This is a genomic window from Rhodococcus sp. RD6.2 (genome assembly GCF_001040705.1).
In the GTDB taxonomy this organism is placed as follows: domain Bacteria; phylum Actinomycetota; class Actinomycetes; order Mycobacteriales; family Mycobacteriaceae; genus Rhodococcus_G.
Map to the genome: position 1 here is coordinate 179,215 of NZ_CVQP01000001.1, position 18,892 is coordinate 198,106.

The 18,892-nt window shown below is 69.0% G+C and carries 19 protein-coding genes; 3 read left to right on the forward strand and 16 right to left on the reverse strand.

The genetic code is table 11. The features are described 5' to 3' along the window. Positions 1–60: 60 nt before the first annotated feature. The 9 genes from RHCRD62_RS00805 to RHCRD62_RS00845 form a co-directional block, all read right to left on the reverse strand. Positions 61–1,449: a HAMP domain-containing sensor histidine kinase gene (locus RHCRD62_RS00805; RefSeq protein WP_050062775.1), complete on the reverse strand. Its 1,389-nt coding sequence runs from the start codon at positions 1,447–1,449 to the stop codon at positions 61–63. Then, entirely contained in the window at positions 1,436–2,146 is a 711-nt protein-coding gene (locus RHCRD62_RS00810) for a response regulator transcription factor (RefSeq protein WP_050062776.1), read from the reverse strand. The genes RHCRD62_RS00805 and RHCRD62_RS00810 overlap by 14 nt, the downstream gene beginning before the upstream one ends. Before the next feature lie 46 nt (positions 2,147–2,192). After that, complete coding sequence (locus RHCRD62_RS00815; protein WP_050062777.1) at positions 2,193–2,831, reverse strand: alpha/beta hydrolase family protein; 639 nt, start codon at positions 2,829–2,831, stop codon at positions 2,193–2,195. Between the two features lie 10 nt (positions 2,832–2,841). Next, positions 2,842–3,159, reverse strand: a complete 318-nt coding sequence (locus RHCRD62_RS00820) for a DUF4873 domain-containing protein (RefSeq protein ID WP_157050759.1) — start codon at positions 3,157–3,159, stop codon at positions 2,842–2,844. Positions 3,160–3,206: 47 nt separating this feature from the next. Next, complete coding sequence (locus RHCRD62_RS00825) at positions 3,207–4,127, reverse strand: AurF N-oxygenase family protein (RefSeq protein ID WP_050062779.1); 921 nt, start codon at positions 4,125–4,127, stop codon at positions 3,207–3,209. Between the two features lie 114 nt (positions 4,128–4,241). Then, entirely contained in the window at positions 4,242–4,568 is a 327-nt protein-coding gene (locus RHCRD62_RS00830) for a cupin domain-containing protein (RefSeq protein ID WP_050062780.1), read from the reverse strand. 121 nt (positions 4,569–4,689) lie between these two features. Then, positions 4,690–5,676, reverse strand: a complete 987-nt coding sequence (locus tag RHCRD62_RS00835) for an oxygenase MpaB family protein (protein ID WP_050062781.1) — start codon at positions 5,674–5,676, stop codon at positions 4,690–4,692. A gap of 119 nt (positions 5,677–5,795) precedes the next feature. After that, positions 5,796–6,281 (reverse strand): dihydrofolate reductase, encoded by a 486-nt coding sequence (locus tag RHCRD62_RS00840; RefSeq protein ID WP_050062782.1) that lies wholly within the window; start codon positions 6,279–6,281, stop codon positions 5,796–5,798. Further along, the gene (locus RHCRD62_RS00845) at positions 6,281–7,039 is read right to left on the reverse strand and encodes a thymidylate synthase (protein ID WP_050063383.1); all 759 of its coding nucleotides are present in this window, start codon (positions 7,037–7,039) and stop codon (positions 6,281–6,283) included. Before RHCRD62_RS00845 ends, RHCRD62_RS00840 begins: the two co-directional genes overlap by 1 nt. Positions 7,040–7,143: 104 nt before the next feature. Between RHCRD62_RS00845 and cobF the strand changes: the two genes are divergently transcribed. Continuing rightward, positions 7,144–7,887: a precorrin-6A synthase (deacetylating) gene (gene cobF / locus RHCRD62_RS00850; RefSeq protein WP_050062783.1), complete on the forward strand. Its 744-nt coding sequence runs from the start codon at positions 7,144–7,146 to the stop codon at positions 7,885–7,887. 74 nt (positions 7,888–7,961) lie between these two features. Further along, positions 7,962–8,837, forward strand: a complete 876-nt coding sequence (locus RHCRD62_RS00855) for an Fpg/Nei family DNA glycosylase (protein WP_050062784.1) — start codon at positions 7,962–7,964, stop codon at positions 8,835–8,837. A gap of 15 nt (positions 8,838–8,852) precedes the next feature. Here the strand turns inward: RHCRD62_RS00855 and RHCRD62_RS00860 are convergent, their stop codons facing one another. Genes RHCRD62_RS00860 through RHCRD62_RS00880 form a run of 5 tightly spaced genes read right to left on the reverse strand, consistent with a single transcriptional unit; the run spans position 8,853 to position 14,235 of the window. Further along, positions 8,853–10,337 carry a carboxylesterase/lipase family protein gene (locus RHCRD62_RS00860; protein ID WP_050062785.1) on the reverse strand — a complete coding sequence of 495 codons (1,485 nt, stop codon included), beginning with the start codon at positions 10,335–10,337 and terminating at the stop codon, positions 8,853–8,855. Further along, a complete protein-coding gene (locus RHCRD62_RS00865; RefSeq protein WP_050062786.1) occupies positions 10,330–11,814 on the reverse strand; it encodes a dihydrolipoyl dehydrogenase family protein in 1,485 nt (494 codons plus the stop codon). Before RHCRD62_RS00865 ends, RHCRD62_RS00860 begins: the two co-directional genes overlap by 8 nt. Before the next feature lie 35 nt (positions 11,815–11,849). Continuing rightward, positions 11,850–12,095 carry a DUF2630 family protein gene (locus RHCRD62_RS00870; protein ID WP_050062787.1) on the reverse strand — a complete coding sequence of 82 codons (246 nt, stop codon included), beginning with the start codon at positions 12,093–12,095 and terminating at the stop codon, positions 11,850–11,852. A gap of 39 nt (positions 12,096–12,134) precedes the next feature. Then, positions 12,135–13,418, reverse strand: coding sequence for a hypothetical protein (locus RHCRD62_RS00875; RefSeq protein ID WP_253277140.1), 1,284 nt, complete (start codon positions 13,416–13,418; stop codon positions 12,135–12,137). A gap of 13 nt (positions 13,419–13,431) precedes the next feature. Next, entirely contained in the window at positions 13,432–14,235 is an 804-nt protein-coding gene (locus tag RHCRD62_RS00880; protein WP_050062788.1) for a crotonase/enoyl-CoA hydratase family protein, read from the reverse strand. A gap of 262 nt (positions 14,236–14,497) precedes the next feature. Between RHCRD62_RS00880 and RHCRD62_RS00885 the strand changes: the two genes are divergently transcribed. Next, positions 14,498–15,355, forward strand: a complete 858-nt coding sequence (locus RHCRD62_RS00885) for an FAD:protein FMN transferase (RefSeq protein WP_050062789.1) — start codon at positions 14,498–14,500, stop codon at positions 15,353–15,355. A gap of 71 nt (positions 15,356–15,426) precedes the next feature. Here the strand turns inward: RHCRD62_RS00885 and RHCRD62_RS26570 are convergent, their stop codons facing one another. Both RHCRD62_RS26570 and pgi read right to left on the reverse strand, forming a co-directional pair. Then, positions 15,427–17,100: an Ig-like domain repeat protein gene (locus RHCRD62_RS26570; protein WP_050062790.1), complete on the reverse strand. Its 1,674-nt coding sequence runs from the start codon at positions 17,098–17,100 to the stop codon at positions 15,427–15,429. A gap of 140 nt (positions 17,101–17,240) precedes the next feature. Beyond that, complete coding sequence (gene pgi, locus RHCRD62_RS00895) at positions 17,241–18,890, reverse strand: glucose-6-phosphate isomerase (RefSeq protein ID WP_050062791.1); 1,650 nt, start codon at positions 18,888–18,890, stop codon at positions 17,241–17,243. Between the last annotated feature and the right edge of the window lie 2 nt (positions 18,891–18,892).

Here is an 18,892-nt window from a genome sequence, read left to right on the forward strand (position 1 = left end):
CCCGAGCGACATTGAGCTGGTCCTGCCGACTGGTTTGCGATCGTGTTACGACCGTGACGGTCAGTCGAGAAGCCGCGGAAGGCGCATCGTGAACCGTGCGCCGCCGCCGGGGCGATCGCTGTATCCGATCGTGCCGCCGTGCGCCGCGACCGTTTCCGTGACGAGCGCCAGCCCGAGTCCGGTGCCGGAACCACCCGCGGTTCGGCGACCGAGGCGGCCCGTGGTGAAGCGCTCGAAGATTCGTTCCCGATCCGAGGGGGCCACACCGGGGCCCGTGTCGTCGACGTCGATCGCGGTGTACGCGCCGTCCCGGCGGACCGTCACCGCCACGAGCCCGCGCCCGTGGCGATCCGCATTGTCCATCAGGTTCACCAGTGCCCGTTCGAGCGACAGCTTCCGCGCGGCGACCCGGTCGTCGGTGCTCACGGTGAGCAGGTCCACGGAACGCTTCGATCGGATCAGGGTGTGTGTGAGGAGGGTGCGAACCGACACCGGTTCGAGGTCGCCGGGATGCAGGCCCGCCTCGGACCGCGCCAGGGCGAGCAGGTCGTCGAGGAGTCTGCGCAGATGATCGAGTTCCGCGCTGATCAGGTCGAGTGCCCGCCCGGAGCGTTCGGGCAGGTCCAGTCGCTGGCGATCCAGGACGGACACACTCGTCACCAGTGTGGTCAACGGTGTCCGAAGCTCGTGGCTGACGTCGCCGAAGAACCGGCGCTCGTGCTCGATCCGGCGTTGCAGTGAATCGACCATGGCATTGAACGAGGTCGTGATGGTGTCGAGGTCGCGGTCGCGCGAACGCACGAGTCGGGTGTCGAGGTCGCCGCCCGAGATCCGGGCGGCAGCGCCTGCCATGTCACGCAGTGGCCTGAGCACTCGACGGCTTGCCCAGAACCCCATCGCAGCACCCGCCGCGGTCGTCACCAGCGCGGACGAAGCGAGAGTGATGCGCAGGATCTGCAATGTCGATTGCAGTTCGATGACAGGCGACAACTCGTACAGGTGGTCGCCTGCATCGTTGAGAACCATCCGCACACCGATGTACGACTGGCCCGCGACGGTGACGTACACGGTTGCGTTCCCCGCATCGGGCTCCGAGGGCAGCATCTCGTCCGGTAGTGGCGGCCCGTCCGGGTCCGAGGTGGACCACGTACCAGCCTGTTCCAGGAAGAGGACCGATCCGGCAGGCAGGTCGACGGACTGCAGCACGAGGGCGGGTGACGCGTCGGAGGAGTACAGCACGCTTCGGACGAAGTCGGCGTGGCTCGCCGTCTGGCGCTCCGCCGAACGCTCCCGCTGTCCCGTGAGGTACTCGCTGCTGGTGGCGAACACCGCCACGGACAGGACGAGGGACAGCAGTGCGGCGCCGAGCGCGAACGTCAGGATCACCCGGCCGCGCAACCCGAGGCGGCCGCGCAGCGACAGCAGGGCGGGCCCGCTAGCGGGGCGCATCGAATCGGTACCCGAGCCCGCGGACCGTGACGACGATTCGTGGGTCGGACGAGTCCTGCTCGATCTTCGTGCGGAGTCGCCGCACGTGCACGTCCACGATCCGCTCGTCGCCGAAGAATCCGCGATCCCACACTCTTTCCAGCAGGACGCTGCGGCTGAGGACCATACCGGGCGACTGTGCGAGTTCGCACAGCAGCCTGAACTCGGTGAGCGTCAGATGCACCGGGTCGTCGCCGCGTCGGGCCACCCCGCCGGCCGGTGAGAGAACCAGTGGGGTGTCCCGATCGTCGTCCAGGAGGATGTCGGCGGGCAGGTTCGGTTCGCCCGCGGCGCCGGCCCGTCGCCGCAGTGCCCGCATGCGCGCGGTGATCTCCTTGACCTCGAACGGCTTCGTCACGTAGTCGTCGGCCCCGGCTTCGAGGGCTGCGACCACATCGTGCGTGTCGTCGCGCGCACTGACCACGATGATCGGCACGTCGTGATGGCGCCGAACCTGGCGGATGCAGGTGAAACCGTCCATGTCGCCGAGCACGAGGTCCACGATCATCACGTCGGGCGGACCGTTGCGTTTGAGGTGATCGAGGGCGGTTTCCGCATCCGGAGCCTCGTCGACGTCGTAGCCCTCGTCCTCCAAAGCCATTCGGAGTGCGGCGCGGACACGGTCGTCGTCCTCGACGATCAGCAGATTGGCACCCATCACCCCATAGTGGCAAACCCGGGTCGGGGGTCGGGGTGCCGGAGGGTCAGTGCCAGCCGAATGTGGTGGTGGCGGCGTCGACCGCGGCGGGAACGGCGTCGCTCTTGTCGGGAGCGAGATCGTGGCCCCTGCCGTCGACGAGGACGAGAGTGTGGGGTGCCGAGATCAGGGTGAGTGCCGCGCGCATCTCGTCGGGCGTGCCGAACGGGTCGCGGGTGCCGTGGACGAACACGCAGGGGCAGCGCAGGTCCGGAAGGTGCGCGGTGCGCGCCTTCTCCGGCTTGCCGGGCGGATGCAGCGGGTACGAGAACGACAGGAGCCCGCCGCAGATGTCGGGGCGTTCCGCCGCGAGCATCGACGCCTGACGTCCGCCGTACGAATGCCCGCCGAGAATCACCGGTGCGGAGGACAATTCACGGACCGCTGTCACCGCCGACACGATTCCGTCGCGATCCTGCGCTGCCGTTGACGGGCTCGGGGGGCCTTTCGGTCTGCGCTGCCGGAACGGCAGGTCGAACCGCAGCACAAGCGCACCTGCCGCCGCGAACTCGGCCGCCACGCGGCGCAGCAGGGGCGCATCCCGGTTGCCGCCCGCGCCGTGTGTCAGTACGAGTGCGGCGACCGGATCGCCGTCCGGCCGGTACAGGTCGCCGACCACGCCGTCGCGTTCGAACAGCTCGCTCATACCCTGAAACCTACGGGACGGGCACGTCCACTTCGACCTCGTCGAGGGGGAACGGCGGCGCGCCGATACCGCTGATCCGCAGGTGACCCCATGGATCCTGCTCACCGAGCGTCGCCGGACACGCGTCACCGTCGGCGATCGTCAACGTCAGTGATGCGCGGTCGCGGCCGGTGAGTGCGCCGAGGTCGGGGCCGTCGATACGCCCGTACCAGTGGAAGCGTCCGTCGAGAGGTTCGAAGTGCCCGTTCAGGTGAACGACGGTGTCCAGTGCGGCGGACCCGGTGGTGAGCACTGCAGCCCCGGCGTACGCGACGTCCGGTTCGAGCATCGCGGGGTCGATCGACGGTTCGGTCGCGCGTCTGCGCCTGCGGCGGATCACAGGAACCCTGCCCGCCGCCACATCGCCCGTGACGGCGACCGCATCAGTCCGGTCTCCTCGAGGAACGCCGCGAGGTCCCCGAATCCGCGGCGCTGCATCTCACGGAAGTAGGGATTCGACAATGCCTGCCGCCGTGCCTCTTTCGGGTCCAGTCCCGCACGCGCGTACATCGCGGGATTGGTGAAGAGGCGTTGCAGCAGTGGACCGCCGACACCCTGGATGGTGCCGACCCACCACGTCTCGATCCTGCGGCTGCCTGCGACGCGCCTGCGCACCCCCTCGCGGGCGAACTTGATGTGGCGGGCCTCTTCGGTGACATGGATGCGCATCAACCGCGACATCATCGGTTGCAGCTCCGGATCGTCCATGACGCGACGCTGCGTGGCATCGAAGATCTCCTCGCCGATGAGCGCCGCGACCCACAGCATGGTGCCGCGAAAGGTCTTCGGCAGCAGGTTGACCACCACGGCTTGATGCCATCGCAACTGAAACGGCTTGGCGCCCATGGCCGCCACCGCGCGTCCGAACATCGTCATGTGCCTGCACTCGTCGCCCATCTCGGTGAGGACGTACCGGGTGTGCAGCGAGGTCGGGTCCTGGTGCATCAGGTTCCGAAGGAGTGCCTGCAACAGGATGTTCTCGAACCAGGCCCCGACGCTGAGGATGTTCGCGGCTTCCTGCCGGGACAGCTCGATCCGCTGCGTCTGTGTCATCGACTCCCACATCGGGGTGCCGTACAGGGACAGGACGGCCGGGGGCAGGAAGTACCGCCCCTCGACCAGTGGGGCGTCCCAGTCGAGGTCGACGACGGGATTGTAGGAGCGCTTGACCGACCCGGCGAGCAGGCGCCCCGCGACCACCTCGCGGTCGGCAGGTGTGGGGGCGGGGCGATCGGTGTGTTCGGTGGTGCGCGGCATGCGGCGGCCCTCCGTGGTGTCGGATGTTTCCGTGACACGAGGAACGTAAGGCCGCCGGCACGCCGGGTCAATAGGTGTGTGTAACCAAAGTTCACATGTTTTTTGGCGCGACTGTCACTTCGCGACGGTCAGCAGGAACGCGACGTCCTCGACGGCCTCGACGCGGTGCCGTGCCGACGGGATCACGAGAAGATCTCCGGCCGATCCCTTCCACGAGTCCTCGCCCGCGATGAGGGTCAACGTGCCGCTGAGGACCAGCAGCGTCGCCTCGCCCGGCGAATCGTGCTCCGCGAGTTCCTCGCCCGCGGTCAACGCCACCACCGTCTGACGCAGGCTGCGCTGGTGGCCGCCGTAGATCGTCTGCGAACTGCGACCGCTGGACGCGGTGTTCGCCAGCTTGAGTTGTTGCCGCGCAACTGCGGTCAGCGACTTCTTGTCCATGGGCGTGCCTCTCGCTGGGCCAGACCGGATCTTCACGTCGTGCCCCTGCAGTATGGCCCACTCGGCGCGCCCCGGCGCCGCACTTGCCGAACCCGCTTGCCCGGCGCCGTGTCGAGGTCGCCTACTGCTGCCCGGGTGGCGTGGCGAAGGAATCGAGCTGCGGAGCGGCGTACGCCGTACGCAACCGCTCGTAGCGGTAGCGGTTGTAGGCCAAAGGTTCGAGAAGGGCCCATTTCGGCAGGTGCTTGCGTGCGGTACGGATCAGCCCGGTGTAGACGCGGAACTCCCAGGCGCGCCGCGAGTTCCATTCGACGCCGAGGAGTTCGCGCATGCGGGGATGGGCGGCTGCCTCCGCGCAGATCCGTGCGGGCCGGGAGAGCAGCGGCGTCGCGACCCGCCACAGCGGGGTGATGAGGACGTGCAGCAAGTGTGGACCGAACAGCGTCGGGACGGGCATCGCATCGAAACTCGCGTTCGCCCACTGGAGGAAGTCGTTGTCGGCGAGTTCGGTCGCGGCGACGGAGTTGTAGTACTCCTCCGCCTCGGCGACGGTGGCGGGTACGGCGGCCTGGTCACTGTTCAGGTCGTAGTCGCTCATCGCCAGGATGGTCCGGTAGACGACCTCGCGCTGCTCGGCGTCGAGCTGTTTCGCGTAGGTGGACACGTAGCCGGTGTAGAAGACGAGCAGGCTGCTCGTTCCTACCCACTTCCACAGCGCGGGGTTGAGTGCGCTGTACCTCTCGCCCTCGAACTCTCCCTTGCCTCGGCCGCGTACCTGACCGTGCAGGTTCTTGAGGCGCGTCGCGGTCGCGCGGCGGTCGCCATCGTCGCCGAACAGCATCAGCGGACCCCACATGTAGCTGCGGATGCCGCGGTTCGTGAAGTTCTCGGCGAAGCGTCCGCTCGCGTCGACGGCCGCGGCGACCTCGCGGTAGGCCACCTGGTCGAGGGCGAGCCTGCCGTACAGGCCGAAGGCGAGCGGCATGCCCATCCACCATCGGACGTCGGCGGCGAGCTCGTGGTGGGGTTGGCCGGGATGCCACGGCGGGACGGCCGACGCAGTGGTGTCGCCGCTGGTCTCGGGCGGCGCAGCGGTGGTGCGGCTCATGGTTCCCCCTGGAACTGATTGTGAAAACGCCTGTTGTCAGATTAGCAGCGGACTGCATCTGAGGACGTGCGTATTCAGATCATTCTCGGGGTGTCGGCGGGCTGTGCCGGTGACCTGTTTCAGCGACGCGCGTAGGTGACGAACCGGAAGCGCACGCCGTCACGGCTCGACGTCAGCCAGTCGCCGGTGGCCGCCGCAACCCACTCGGGGCCCAGCTCCGGTGCGTAGGCGTCACCGTCGACGTCCAGATCCACCTCGGTGACGATCAGACGATCGGCCCGGCCGAGCGTGGCCGCGTAGATCTCGCCGCCGCCCATCACCCAGGTCTCCCCGTCGCCGGCGAGTGCGAGAGCGTCGTCGATCGAGTGCGCTACCTCGGCGCCGTCCGCAGACCAGTCACGGTCGCGGGTGACGACGATGTTCCGGCGATCCGTCAGCGGCCGGAACCGCGGCGGCAGCGACTCCCACGTCCGGCGGCCCATCACCACGGGGTGGCCGGACGTGAGGTCCTTGAAGTGCGCCATGTCCTCCGGGATGCGCCACGGGATCGCGTTGTCGCGGCCGATGACCCCATTCGAGGCCTGGGCCCAGATCAGGCCGAGCATCAGACGGCTACCGGCGCCTTGATCGGGGGGTGGTGGCGGTAGCCGGAGATCTCGACGTCCTCGAAGGTGTAGTCGAAGATCGAGTCCCGCTTGTGCAGCGTCAGCGTCGGATACGGGTACGGCTCCCGCGACAGCTGCTCGGTGACCTGGTCGACGTGGTTGTCGTAGACGTGGCAGTCGCCGCCCGTCCAGATGAACTCGCCGACCTCGAGGCCCGTCTGCTGCGCCACCATGTGCGTGAGCAGTGCGTAGCTGGCGATGTTGAATGGCACGCCGAGGAACAGGTCGGCGCTGCGCTGGTACAGCTGGCAGCTGAGTCTGCCGTCCGCGACGTAGAACTGGAAGAACGCATGGCACGGCTGCAGCGCCATCGCGTCGAGTTCGGCGACGTTCCACGCCGAGACGATCATGCGGCGCGAATCGGGGTTGGTCTTCAGCGTCTCGATCACCTTCGTGACCTGGTCGATGTGCTCGCCGTCGGGCGTCGGCCACGAGCGCCACTGCACTCCGTACACCGGTCCGAGCTCGCCGTCGGCGTCTGCCCACTCGTCCCAGATCGTCACGCCGTGCTCACGCAGCCACTCGACGTTGGAGTCGCCGCGCAGGAACCAGAGCAACTCGTACACGATCGACTTGAGGTGCACCTTCTTGGTGGTGATCAGCGGGAAGCCCTCGCGCAGGTCGAAGCGCATCTGGTGGCCGAACACACTGCGGGTGCCGGTGCCTGTGCGGTCCGCCTTCGGGGTCCCGGTCTCCATGACCAGCCGCAGCAGGTCCTCGTACGGGGTGTGCACGGGAGCGGGCGTCGGGGAAGTCACGGCCGCCAGTCTAGGCCGAGTCCCTCGGGCGATAGCCTCGCGGCATGCGTGAACTCCTCGTGATCGGCGTCGGCGCCGGTGACCCCGACCAGGTGACGATCCAGGCAGTCAAGGCCATGAACCGGGCCGAGGTGTTCTTCGTCATCGGCAAGGGCGAACAGAAACAGGACCTCGTGGACCTGCGCACCGGCCTCCTCGACGAGCACATGCGCGGCGACTACCGGATCGTCGACATTGTCGATCCGCCCCGCGATCGGACCCCGAGCAACTACGAGGGCGTCGTCGACGACTGGCACGACCGCCGCGCCCAGGTGTTCGAGGAGGCGTTCGCGGCCGTCGACGGCGTCGGCGCCATCCTGGTCTGGGGTGACCCGTCGCTGTACGACAGCACCCTGCGGATCGTCGAGCGGGTCCTGCGGCGCGGCGTCGTTCACTTCGACCACACCGTGATCCCCGGAGTGACCAGTGTGTCGTCGCTGGCAGCGCAGCATCGGATCGTGCTCAACCGGATCGGCGAGCCGGTGCTCACCACGACGGGGCGGCGGCTCCGCGATGATGGCCTGCCCGACGGCGTTCGGGACGCGGTCGTGATGCTCGACGCCGAGAACAGCTTCACCACCCTGGACGGCGACTGGGACATCTGGTGGGGCGCATACCTCGGCACCCCCGACGAGACCCTGATCGAGGGTGACCTGCACTCCGTCTCCGACGAGATTGTCCGCACACGCGCCGAGCTGCGTGAGCGCAAGGGCTGGATCATGGACACCTACCTGGTCCGGAGGCGCTGACCCACTCGTGCGCGTTCGGCGGTCCCTCGACGCTTCAACCGCGCACGAACCGCGGAGCGGCCTACGCTGTTGGCATGCCCGAACTGCCCGAGGTGGAGGCCCTGGCCCAGTTCCTGCGCGACCATGCGGTCGGCGCGGTCATCGGGCGGGTGGACGTGGCGGCGTTGAGCGTGCTCAAGACGTTCGACCCTCCGATCGACGTCCTCGCCGGCCGTGACATCACCGGCGCCGCCCGATTCGGCAAGCACCTCGGGCTTCGGTGCGGTCAGGAGGACGGTCTCTGGCTGATCACCCACCTGTCCCGGGCGGGGTGGCTGCGTTGGCAGGACAACCCGAGCCAGACGCCCCCCAAGCCGGGAAAGGGCCCGCTGGCGCTGCGGATGCACCTGTTCGCGCCCGACGGAACCACGCCGGCCATCGACCTGACGGAGGCAGGCACCCAGAAGCGACTCGCGGTGTGGCTGGTGCGGATGCCCGCCGAGGTCCCGGGCATCGCGAAATTGGGCCCCGACGCCCTCGACGTCACCGAACCGGCGTTCGCGGAGCTGCTCGCGAAGTCGTCGGCCCGCATCAAGAACGCGCTCACCGATCAGTCGGTACTCGCGGGAGTCGGCAACGCGTACTCCGACGAGATACTGCACACGGCGAAGCTCTCTCCCTTTGCGACCGCGAACAAGCTGACACCCGAACAGGTTTCGGAGCTGCGTGTGGTGATGCGCTCGGTTCTCGCCGATGCCGTCGACAGGTCGGCCGGGCAGGACGCCGCCAGGTTGAAGGGGGAGAAGCGGTCGGGGATGCGAGTGCACGCGCGGAGCGGACTGCCGTGCCCCGTCTGCGGTGACACCGTCCGCGAGGTGTCCTTCGCCGACCGGTCGTTCCAGTACTGCCCGACCTGCCAGACGGGTGGAAAGATCCTCGCCGACCGCCGGATGTCGAAACTTCTCAAGTAGCGCTTCCCAGTGGCGTCAGCGGCGGTGCTGGTAGCCCACCCACGCCCGCCGCTTGTCTCCGTCGGGGTCGTTCACCACTCGGGCGACGGTGTCGACGACGAGGGTTTCACGGCGCTCGAGGCTGTAGGCGGGCCACGTTTCCCTCGGGCGACCGTGACGGGCGAAGTGCAGCCAGTGGGACTGGACGAGGTTGGTGGCGGCGCGCAACCCGGAGCGCCCGCCGAGGGCGGTCGCAGCCTTTCCGAGTGGACTGTCGACCGACCCGAACACCGCGAAGAGCTCGGTGGCGTGCGTGGCGCCGAATCCGGTCCAGCGCAGCAGATTCGGTGCGAAATCGTACCTGTAGGCATAGGTGGGTGCGGCGCGGGTGTGGCCCTGTGCGACGAGTACGGACGGTTCCCAGAAGCTGACGTCGCCACCGAGTTGGACGGCGGCGTGCCGGTCGGGATAGCGCGGGTACGCAGCGAGGATCCGGGACTTCACGACGGGGTCCGTCTCGGCGAACATCTTCTCGATCCGGACCGGATCGGTCGGGATGATGTCCAGGAAGCGCGGAAAGATCGTGCCCTCCTTGGCGTTGGTACCGATGATGAGCGGGACGGGGTGCGCGAGTCCCGCGGCGAACGTGTCCAGCGGGTGCCTGGGCAAGAGGTCGCCGTCGACGACCGGGGCGAAAGCGCGGGTTCCCGGTGCCTCGTCGGCGCCGCGGGCGACGAGTGCATCGCCGACGCGGACCAACTCGTCCACCGTCGCTCCTCCGAGTGCCCGCACCGGGTCGGGTTCGCCCAGCATCTCGAGGAACTCCTCCGCCCACACCCGGGCGCGGTCGCGGCCGTACGCCGATGCCGCGGGAGGACTTTCGGCGATCGCCTGTCGGAACAGGCCGGCCGCGGCGGGAATGCACAGCAGGGTGGTGACCGCGTTCCCGCCGGCCGACTCGCCGAACAGTGTCACGTTGTCGGGATCACCGCCGAAAGCCGCGATGTTGCGCTGGACCCACTGCAGGGCGGCGATCTGGTCCCGCGGACCGAGATTGGAGTCGAACGTGCGGTCGCCGGTGGAGTGGTCCGTGAAGTCGAGGTACCCGAGTGCGCCGAGTCGGTAGTTGATCGACACGTACACGATGTCGCCGCGCCGGACCAGGCCGTCGCCGCGGTACAGCGGCGTCGTCGGTGATCCGCCGCTGTAGCCGCCACCGTGGATGAACACCATCACCGGGCGCGGCGTCGCACTGCGCGTTGCCGGGGTGACGACGTTGAGCGTCAGGCAGTCCTCGCCCATCCGCATCCGGCGGGTCTCCAGACCGGACTGCGGTGCGACGCAGCCGAACCGGGTTGCGTCACGTACCCCCGACCACGGCGTGGTGGGATGGGGAGCGCGCAATCGCAGGTCGCCGACGGGTGGCGTCGCGTAGGGGATTCCGCGCCAGGTGCGCAGCCCGTGCAGTTCCCGGCCCAGGACCGCGCCGTCCGCGGTGTGGACCACCAGCGGATCAGCCACGCCTGGCCTCCAGCAGTCGCAGCCACACCTCGGACACCGTCGGGTAGGCGGGGACCGCGTGCCACAGGGTGCTCAGTGGCACCGCACCTGCCACCGCGACCGTGGCGGCGTGCACCAGTTCCGCGACCTCGGTGCCGACGAAGGTGGCTCCGAGCAGGACGTCGTCGCCGCGGTCGATCACGAGTTTCGCTCGGCCGGTGAAGTCGTCGCGCGACAGCGACGACCCGGCGACCGCGATGTCGATCTCGACGGTGTCGACGTCGAATCCGTCAGCACGCGCGGTCTTCTCGGTGCGTCCGACCGATGCGACCTCGGGGGTCGTGAACACTACCTGCGGCACGGCGGACCGGTCGGCGATCGCGATGTCGCGGGCCGCGTCGAGCGCCCGGGACTCGGCTCGGGCCGCGATCACGTCCCCGCACACCCGGCCGTGGTACTTGCCCATGTGCGTCAGCGGGGTACGGCCGCTGACGTCGCCGACGGCGTAGAGCCAGCCACCCGGCACTCCGGTGACGGTGAGCTGGTCGTCGGTGCGCACCTCGCTCAGGCCGATGCTGTCCAGGCCCAGTGCACCCGTGGCGGGCCGGCGTCCCGCGGCGACGAGCAGTTCGTCGACCGTCACCTCGCCACCGTCGAATGACGCGGTGACGGCACCGCCGTCGAGTGACACCGTGACGGCACCGCCGTGGACGCGCCCGATTCCCGTGTCCTGCGGCGAGTCCCGCCGGACGGCGTTCACGGTGGTGTTCGTCAGTACCGTCGCGCCTCGTTCGCGCAGGGCCGCCGCGACGGCGTCGCCCGCGAACGGTTCCGCGGACGCGAGCAGTCCGGACCCGCGAACGAGCAGGGTCACCTCCGCACCGAGGTCGAGGAGCCAGGTCGCGGCCTCGCAGGCGACGACCCCACCACCGACGATCGCGATGCGGCCGGGGACTTCCCGCAGGTTCGTCGCATCGCGGGAGGTCCACGGCAGTGCGTCGCGGAGTCCGGGAGTCGCGGGGATCGTCGCCTGCGACCCGGTCGCCAGCACCACCGCGTGCCGGGCCCGCAACATCTGGGTTCCGTCGGCACCGGTGACCTCGACGATGCGCTCCCCGGCGAGTCTGCCCGATCCGCGCACCACGTCGATTCCGGCTCCGGACGCCCACTGCACCTGACCGGCATCGTCGCGGTGGGAGGTGAACGTGTCGCGCCGCTGCAGGACCGCGGCGACGTCGAGGGTGCTCTCGCCCACGGCTTCTCGCGCTCCGGGCATCGCACGAGCCGCGCCGAGGACGCTGCCCGGCCGCAACAATGCCTTGCTGGGCATGCAGGCCCAGTACGAACATTCGCCGCCGAGCAGTTCGTGCTCGACGATCACTGCGGTGCGATCGGAGCCGGCGATCGCGTACTGCGCCGCGATCTCTCCCGCCGGGCCGCCGCCGATGACGACGACGTCGTACTCACGATCCGCTGCCGGGGTGCTGAGAGGAGGCATGGGACCACCGTAGAACGGTCGGTGCTCGCGCGCCGTTATTGCAGGTAGCCCTCGACCTGCGAGGCGGGGCTGACCGGGACCTCGTCGGCGGGCAACCCGGCGTCGGTGCGGGCGCGGCGTTGCCGCAGGAGGTCCCAGCACTGGTCGAGGGTCTTCTCGAGTGCATCGAGCTGGGCTTGCTCTGTGGCGGGGTCGAGGTCGCCGGATTCGGTTTTCGCGCGCAGGGCGTGCTCCGTGTCGACGAGTTCGCGGATGCGGGCGAGAATGTCCTGTTCGCTCATCGGTGGACTCCACTCGTGTCGGGGTCGGACGGTTCCACCCTATGCCGGGTCGTCCCAGTGGTGCGCGGTCAAACCGTGTGCGGCGAGTGCGGCGGCGGTCCGGTCACGGAGGCCGGGGTCCTTGGACACCAGTGACAACGTGTAGGTCTCGCCGAGTCGGCACAGGTACACGGACAGCCGATTCGCGGATGCCGCGAGCTGCCGGGAATCGATACCGGGGTGCACGGCCCGCGTCGCGATCGCCTCGGCGTTGGCACCGCCCAGAGAGCTCAACGCGACGGGGATCGGCCCGATGTTCGAGCAGAGCACGTCGCGCTCGCCGGGGTCGGGAGCGAGTCGGTACGCGATCCGGTCCGGGACGAGTTGGAGAAGTTCGGCGGGAAAGCCGGCCGGACTGGACATCGGGGGCTGCAGGTAGGTGCGTCGGAGCAGTGCCCGCACCGTGGCAGGGGAGTCGGAAGGGTGCACCGTTACCTCCGTCATGTCGATTGCGTTCGACACGGAGTCGGCATCGGTGCGGCGGCTCACGGGCACGCTGACCTGCAGTGCGGTGTCGTCGGTGCCGGCAATCGCGGCGGCCACCGCGACCAGCAGGGAGTTGGGGGTTCCGCCGGTGCGGGCGGCTTCGGCGTCCCACCGCGCGGCATCCACGTCGACGATCAGCGCCTCCGGCGCATGTGTGCCGCCATGGTGGTCGGAGCTGTCGGACAGGCGCACGGGTGCGGATCGCAGCTCGGCTCGCCGGGACGGGTGCCGGACGAGGCCCGCGACGGCGCGGAGCGTGTGGGCGCCGACAACGGAGAGCATGCGGGCGGCGTCGGCGAGGTCGTCGCGGGCCGGATGGTCCGGATCGGGTGGGACGGGCATCGATTCTCCCACCATCGCCGCAGCGATGGCTGCGGCCAGCCCGCGGGCGTCGGCGACGACGTGCGAACACACCAGGGACACCACGGTTCCGCCGCCGCGCAGTGGCGCCGCCGCCATTCGCCAGCCCGCACCCGTGGTTGGGTCGACGGGCCGCTGTGCCACCTCGTCCGCCCACACCACGACCGACTCACGGGCGATCGGCTGCGTAGCCCACTCGATCGGCCAGGGGGCGGTGCCGTGTTGCCTGCGCGGCCGGGCGCCCGGTACTCGAGGACGAACAACGGTGTGGGACAGGGGGCCTCGCGCGAGGGCGTCGTGCACCCGCTGAAGTTCGGACGCGTCGACGTCGCCGCCGCGCCACAGACCCTGCATCACGACGGGAGTTCCGTAGCCGAGGTGGGTGCGCAGGAACATCTCGTCGACCACGCTCAGGCGCTGCGCGCGGGGACGGCGCACGGCAGGCTCCCGGTCAGTCCGGGTCGGCGAAATTGGCGGCGCGTTTCGTCATGCCCGCGGTGACGGCTTCCAACTGGTTCGGTGAGCCCATCAGAGACACCTGCAGTTCGCTCTCGAGCAGCAGTGCCCCCGCGGGGTCGCCGCCGCTCCACGTCTCGTCGTAGAGCCGCTTCGCCGCCCGGACCGCGTGCGGCGACTTCCCTGCGATCTCGTGTGCCAGTTCGAGCGCCGCGGCGAGCGGATCGTCGACGGTGCGCGTCACCAGTCCGAGCGAGTGCGCTTCGGTTCCGGACAGGATGCGTCCGGTGAAGGTCAGTTCCTTCGCGACGTCGATGCCGACGAGTCGCGGCAGGCTCTGCGTGATCCCCATGTCGGGGACCAGACCCCACTTGACCTCCATGACCGACAGTTTCGCGTCCGGGGTCGCGTAGCGGATGTCGGCACCGAGTGCGATCTGGAGACCACCGCCGAAACAGTTGCCGGTGATCGCGGCGATCACCGGTGCGGGAACGCGGCTCCAGTCGACGGAGACGCGCTGCGCGAGGTTGGCGAGCGCGCCCTCCTCCCTCGCGAGCAGGTCGCTCGGGCCGCCGTCGCTCTGCATGAGGCTGGTGATGTCGAGGCCGGAGCAGAAGCTCTTTCCCTCGCCGTGCAGGACGACGGCGCGGACGGTCCGGTCCTCTGCGAGCTGCGCCGCGACGTCGACGATCGCGTCGAACATCGCCCGATCGAGTGCGTTGTGCTTCTCGGCCCGGTCCAGCGCGACGGTGGCGACGCCTGCCTCGTCGATGTCGACACGAATCCTGTGCTCGCTCATGCTTTTGGACTCTCCTCGGATGTCTCGGCCGATCGGTCGTCCGCGACGACGCATCCGTCGCTTGGGCGCGATGCTCACGGCGTGTCGTGAGCGACTGTACAAGACGGCGTACGGTGCGGCCGCGGGGTCTCGGGCGGCATGCCCCGGTCTGTCCGTACTCGGACAAAACCCTCAGACGGTCCACAGGAAACGGGCGCATAATTGAGACTCAAGAGCCGCTGACCAGCGAAGTCGGCGTTCGAGTTCGTCGTGGAGAGTCGTCATGACCCCGAGCACACAGTGGACCACGTGGGGGAGCGAGATCGAGGTGCGCGTCACCGAGTGGGCGGCACTCGGTGAGGCTGCCGCCATCGTGCATGCGGCACTGGAACGGGCGCGGGACGTGTGCGACCTCGGCCGAGGTGACGCCGAGATTCACGCGGTCAATCAGGCGCAGGGCACACCGGTTCGGGTCAGTCCCGAACTCGGCGGTCTGATCCGTGCCGCCCTGTGGGCCGCGCGGATCACGGGGGGTGCGGTGTCCCCGCTCGCTGTCGAAGACCCCGAACGAACCGATCGGTCCGATGGTGCGCCCCCGATCGCGGAAGCGGCCATCGCGGAAGTGGTGTCGCACGCCGAACCCGACTTCGGCGACATCCGGATCGACGGAGACACCGTGTTCGCCCCGTTCGGCGCGTACCTCGACCTCACGGCCACCGCCAAGTCCGTCGTGGCGCACCGCGCCGCCCGACGTGCCGCAGACACCCTCGAATGCGGCGTGTGTGTGCGGGTGGACGACGTCGTCGCCACCTGGGGTCACTGCCCGATCGGAGGCTGGCAGGTGACCCTCGACGGACTTCCGGCCGCGGGACGAGAAGAGGTGGAGGTCCGCGCGCATGGCGCGCTGGCGACGGTGCGGGCCCCTGCGGGAGGTGCGGAGTCGGGACTGGACGCCGTCACCGTCGCGGCGGACGACGGACTCTGGGCGTACGCCGCTGCGGCCGCAGCGCTCGGGCAGGGAGTCGCGGCGCTGCGGTGGCTCACGGAACGCGACCTCGCGGCCCGCGTCACCTATCGGCGCGGCAACGTCCGGACCACCGACGCCTGGCTGCACCTGCCTCCGCACGACTACGCGGCGTGACGACAGGCCTCAGCGATAGAAATCGAGCCCCCAACGGATTTCCGTTGGGGGCTCGATCTTCACGCGTTCGACTAGCTGGATCCGAACAGTCCGGCCAGCGAGCCGTTGCCCTCATTGCCCGGGTCGGTGGCCGCGCTCACGGTGACGGTCTTGGTCACCGTGCTCGCGGTGCCGTCGACGGTGACCTCGGCGGTCAGCGTGTGGGTGCCCTCGGTGGGCGTCCAGGTGCAGGTCGCGGTTCCACCGGCATTGGCGGTCGCGGTGCACAGGGTGTCGGCGCCGTTCTTGACGACGACCGGGGAGTTGGCGTCGGCTCCGATGACCGAGATGATCACCGAGGTACCTGCGCGCGGGGAGATCGGGGTCAGGGCGATCACCGCAGTGCCCGCAGGCGGGGCGGTGACGGTGACGGTGATCGGTGCGGAGGCGGGGGATGCGCCGACGCTGTTGGTGGCGACGGCGGTGATTGTCAGGGTGCCTGCGGCGGTGGCGGAGATGTCACAGCTGAAGACGCCGGCCTGGTCGGCGGTGGCGGTGCAGGTCTTGTCACCTGCGGTGACCGTGACGCTGGAGCCGGCTTCGGCGGTGCCGGAGACGGTGACGATGTCGCCTGCGGTGACGGTGGCCGGGTTGGCGGTCAGTCCGGTGGGGGCGTCGGGCGCAGGTCGGGCGGCGACGGTGACGGTGATCGGTGCGGAGGCGGGGGATGCGCCGATGCCGTTGGTGGCGACGGCGGTGACGGTCAGGGTGCCTGCGGCGGTGGTGGTGATGTCACAGCTGAAGACGCCGGCCTGGTCGGCGGTGGCGGTGCAGGTCTTGTCACCTGCGGTGACCGTGACGCTGGAGGCGATTTCGGCGGTGCCGGAGATGGTGACGATGTCGCCTGCGGTGACGGTGGCCGGGTTGGCGGTCAGTCCTGCCGGGGCCGCGGGAGCCGTCGGTGCGGCGGTGACGGTGCCGGTGTGTGCGGCGGAGGTCGATGCCGCGCGGGTGGCGTCGCCGAGGTACTTGGCTGTGATCGAGAACGGTTGTCCCGCTTCGCCTGCGGCGGGTGTCCACGAGTAGGCGGCGGTGTTGTTCGCGACGGTGGCGGTGCCGAGCACGGTCCCGTTGTTGGAGAACTCCACGGCGCCGGTCGCGCCGGTCGTGACGGTCGCCGTCAGCGTCGAGACCTTGGTTGCCTGCGGCGCGGGGCCGATGGCGAGGGTGGTCTGGGTGGCGTCCTTGGTCACCGACACGTTGGGTCCGGTGTTGTTGTTGGTCGAGCCGAGGCCCTGGTTGGCGTTCACTCCGGCGCCGGTGGTCAGTGCGGTGTCGCGGGCGCAGTCGGCGCCGACGGTGTACTGGACCGTGTAGCTGATGTTGCGGTCGACGGCGCTGCGGATCCAGGATCCGTTCATGCTCACGGTGGTCGCATCGGGGGTGGTTGTTCCGACGCCGTTGCCGTTGACTCGCGAGGAGTTGGGGACGTAGGCCAGGCAGGCGGGGTGGATGTCCTTGAGGGCGCTGATGGTGGGGGCGAGGCCGCCGTTCCAGCGGATGTTGTTGGTGACGGTGATCGTTTCGCCCGGGGCGGGGGTGCCGTTGCTGATCGTCCGGTTGAACGTCCACTGGCCGGAGTTGGTGGACTGGCTCACCGGTGCGGCGGCCGCTTCGGTGACGCCGAATGCTGCGGCGAATCCCACGGCCATCACCGCGGTGCCCGCACCGGCCGCGAGTCGTCGCAAGTTGTTGTTTCTCGACACGGCAGAACCCTTTCTCAGGATGCCTCGACCGTGAGCTGAACATGCGTCCAGTCCGGCCATGATGTCGGATCACCGTACGGCATCGACTGCCGTGTGAGACGGGATTCGCCAGATAATTGCGTGAACGACCGGTCCGGTGCTCAGACCGCGCGGCCCCTGCGGCTGCGGTACCACCGGACCAGGGTGTCGGTCGACGAATCGCCCTGCTGCGCCGGGGCTTCCGGATCGGTGAGGACGGGTTCGAGTTCGAGTGCCTGTACCTTGCCGAGTTCGACACCCCACTGGTCGAACGAGTCGATCCCGAACACCATGCCCTCCACGAACACCTGGTGTTCGTACAGTGCGATCAGTTGGCCGAGCACCGACGGGGTGATCTTCGGTGCGAGGATCGTCGTCGACGGCCGGTTCCCCGGCATCACCTTGTGCGGTACCAACTCCGGAGCGGTCCCCTCGGCGGCGATCTCCTCGGCGGTCTTGCCGAACGCGAGGACCTTCGTCTGCGCGAACAGGTTGCTCATCAGCACGTCGTGCATGGATCCCTCGCCGTCGATCGTCGCGAGATCGTCGGTGGGCTCGGCGAAGCCGATGAAGTCGGCGGGAACCAACCGGGTGCCCTGGTGGAGCAGTTGGTAGAAGGCGTGCTGGCCGTTGGTGCCGGGCTCGCCCCAGAAGATCTCACCCGTCGGAGTGGTGACCGGTGTCCCGTCGGCGCGCACCGACTTCCCGTTCGACTCCATCGTCAACTGCTGCAGGTATGCCGCGAAGCGGCCGAGGTCGTTCGAATACGGCAGCACCGCACGGGAATCCGACTCGAAGAAGCTCGAGTACCACAGGCCGATCATGCCGAGGAGCACCGGTGCGTTCGATTCAAGGGGCTGTTCCGCGAAATGCCGGTCGATGGTGTGGAAACCGGAGAGGAACTCGCCGAACCCCTCACGGCCGATCACGCACATCAGCGACAGCCCGATCGCCGAGTCGACGGAGTAGCGTCCGCCGACCCAGTCCCAGAAGCCGAACATGTTCGCCGTGTCGATGCCGAACGCGGCAACCCGCTCCTCGTTCGTGGACACCGCGACGAAGTGCTTCGCGACGGCATCCTCACCGAGAGCGTCCACCAGCCATCGGCGTGCCGCGGTGGCGTTGGTGAGTGTTTCCAGCGTGGAGAAGGTCTTCGACGCCACGATGAACAGTGTCGTCGCCGGGTCGAGGCCGGCGAGCTTGCCGACCAGGTCGGCGGGGTCGATGTTCGACACGAACCGGGCGGTGACTGCGCTGTCCACGTAGTGGCGCAACGCGCGGAACGCCATCACCGGGCCGAGGTCGGATCCACCGATCCCGATGTTGAGGACGGTGGTGATGCGTTCGCCGGTCGCACCACGCCACTGGCCGGACCGGAGCCGGTCCGTGAAGTCGCCCATCCGGTCCAGCACCTCGTGCACATCCGCGACGACGTCCTGCCCGTCGACGGTCAGACTCGCATCGCGCGGCAACCGGAGCGCGGTGTGCAGCGCAGCCCGGTTCTCGGACGTGTTGACGTGGTCGCCGCGCAGCATCGCGTCGCGGCGTTCTTCGACCCCCGCGACCCGCGCCACATCGACCAGGAGTCGCATCGTCTCCCGGTCCACCCGATGCTTGCTGTAGTCGATGTACAGGTCACCTGCGGTGAGGGTGAGCTCGCGTCCGCGTTCCGGGTCTTCGGAGAACAGGTCTCGCAGGTGCCGCGCGCCCACCACGTCGTGGTGGGCGCGCAGCTTCTGCCAGGCGGAGGTTGCGGTGATGTCGAAGCTCATGC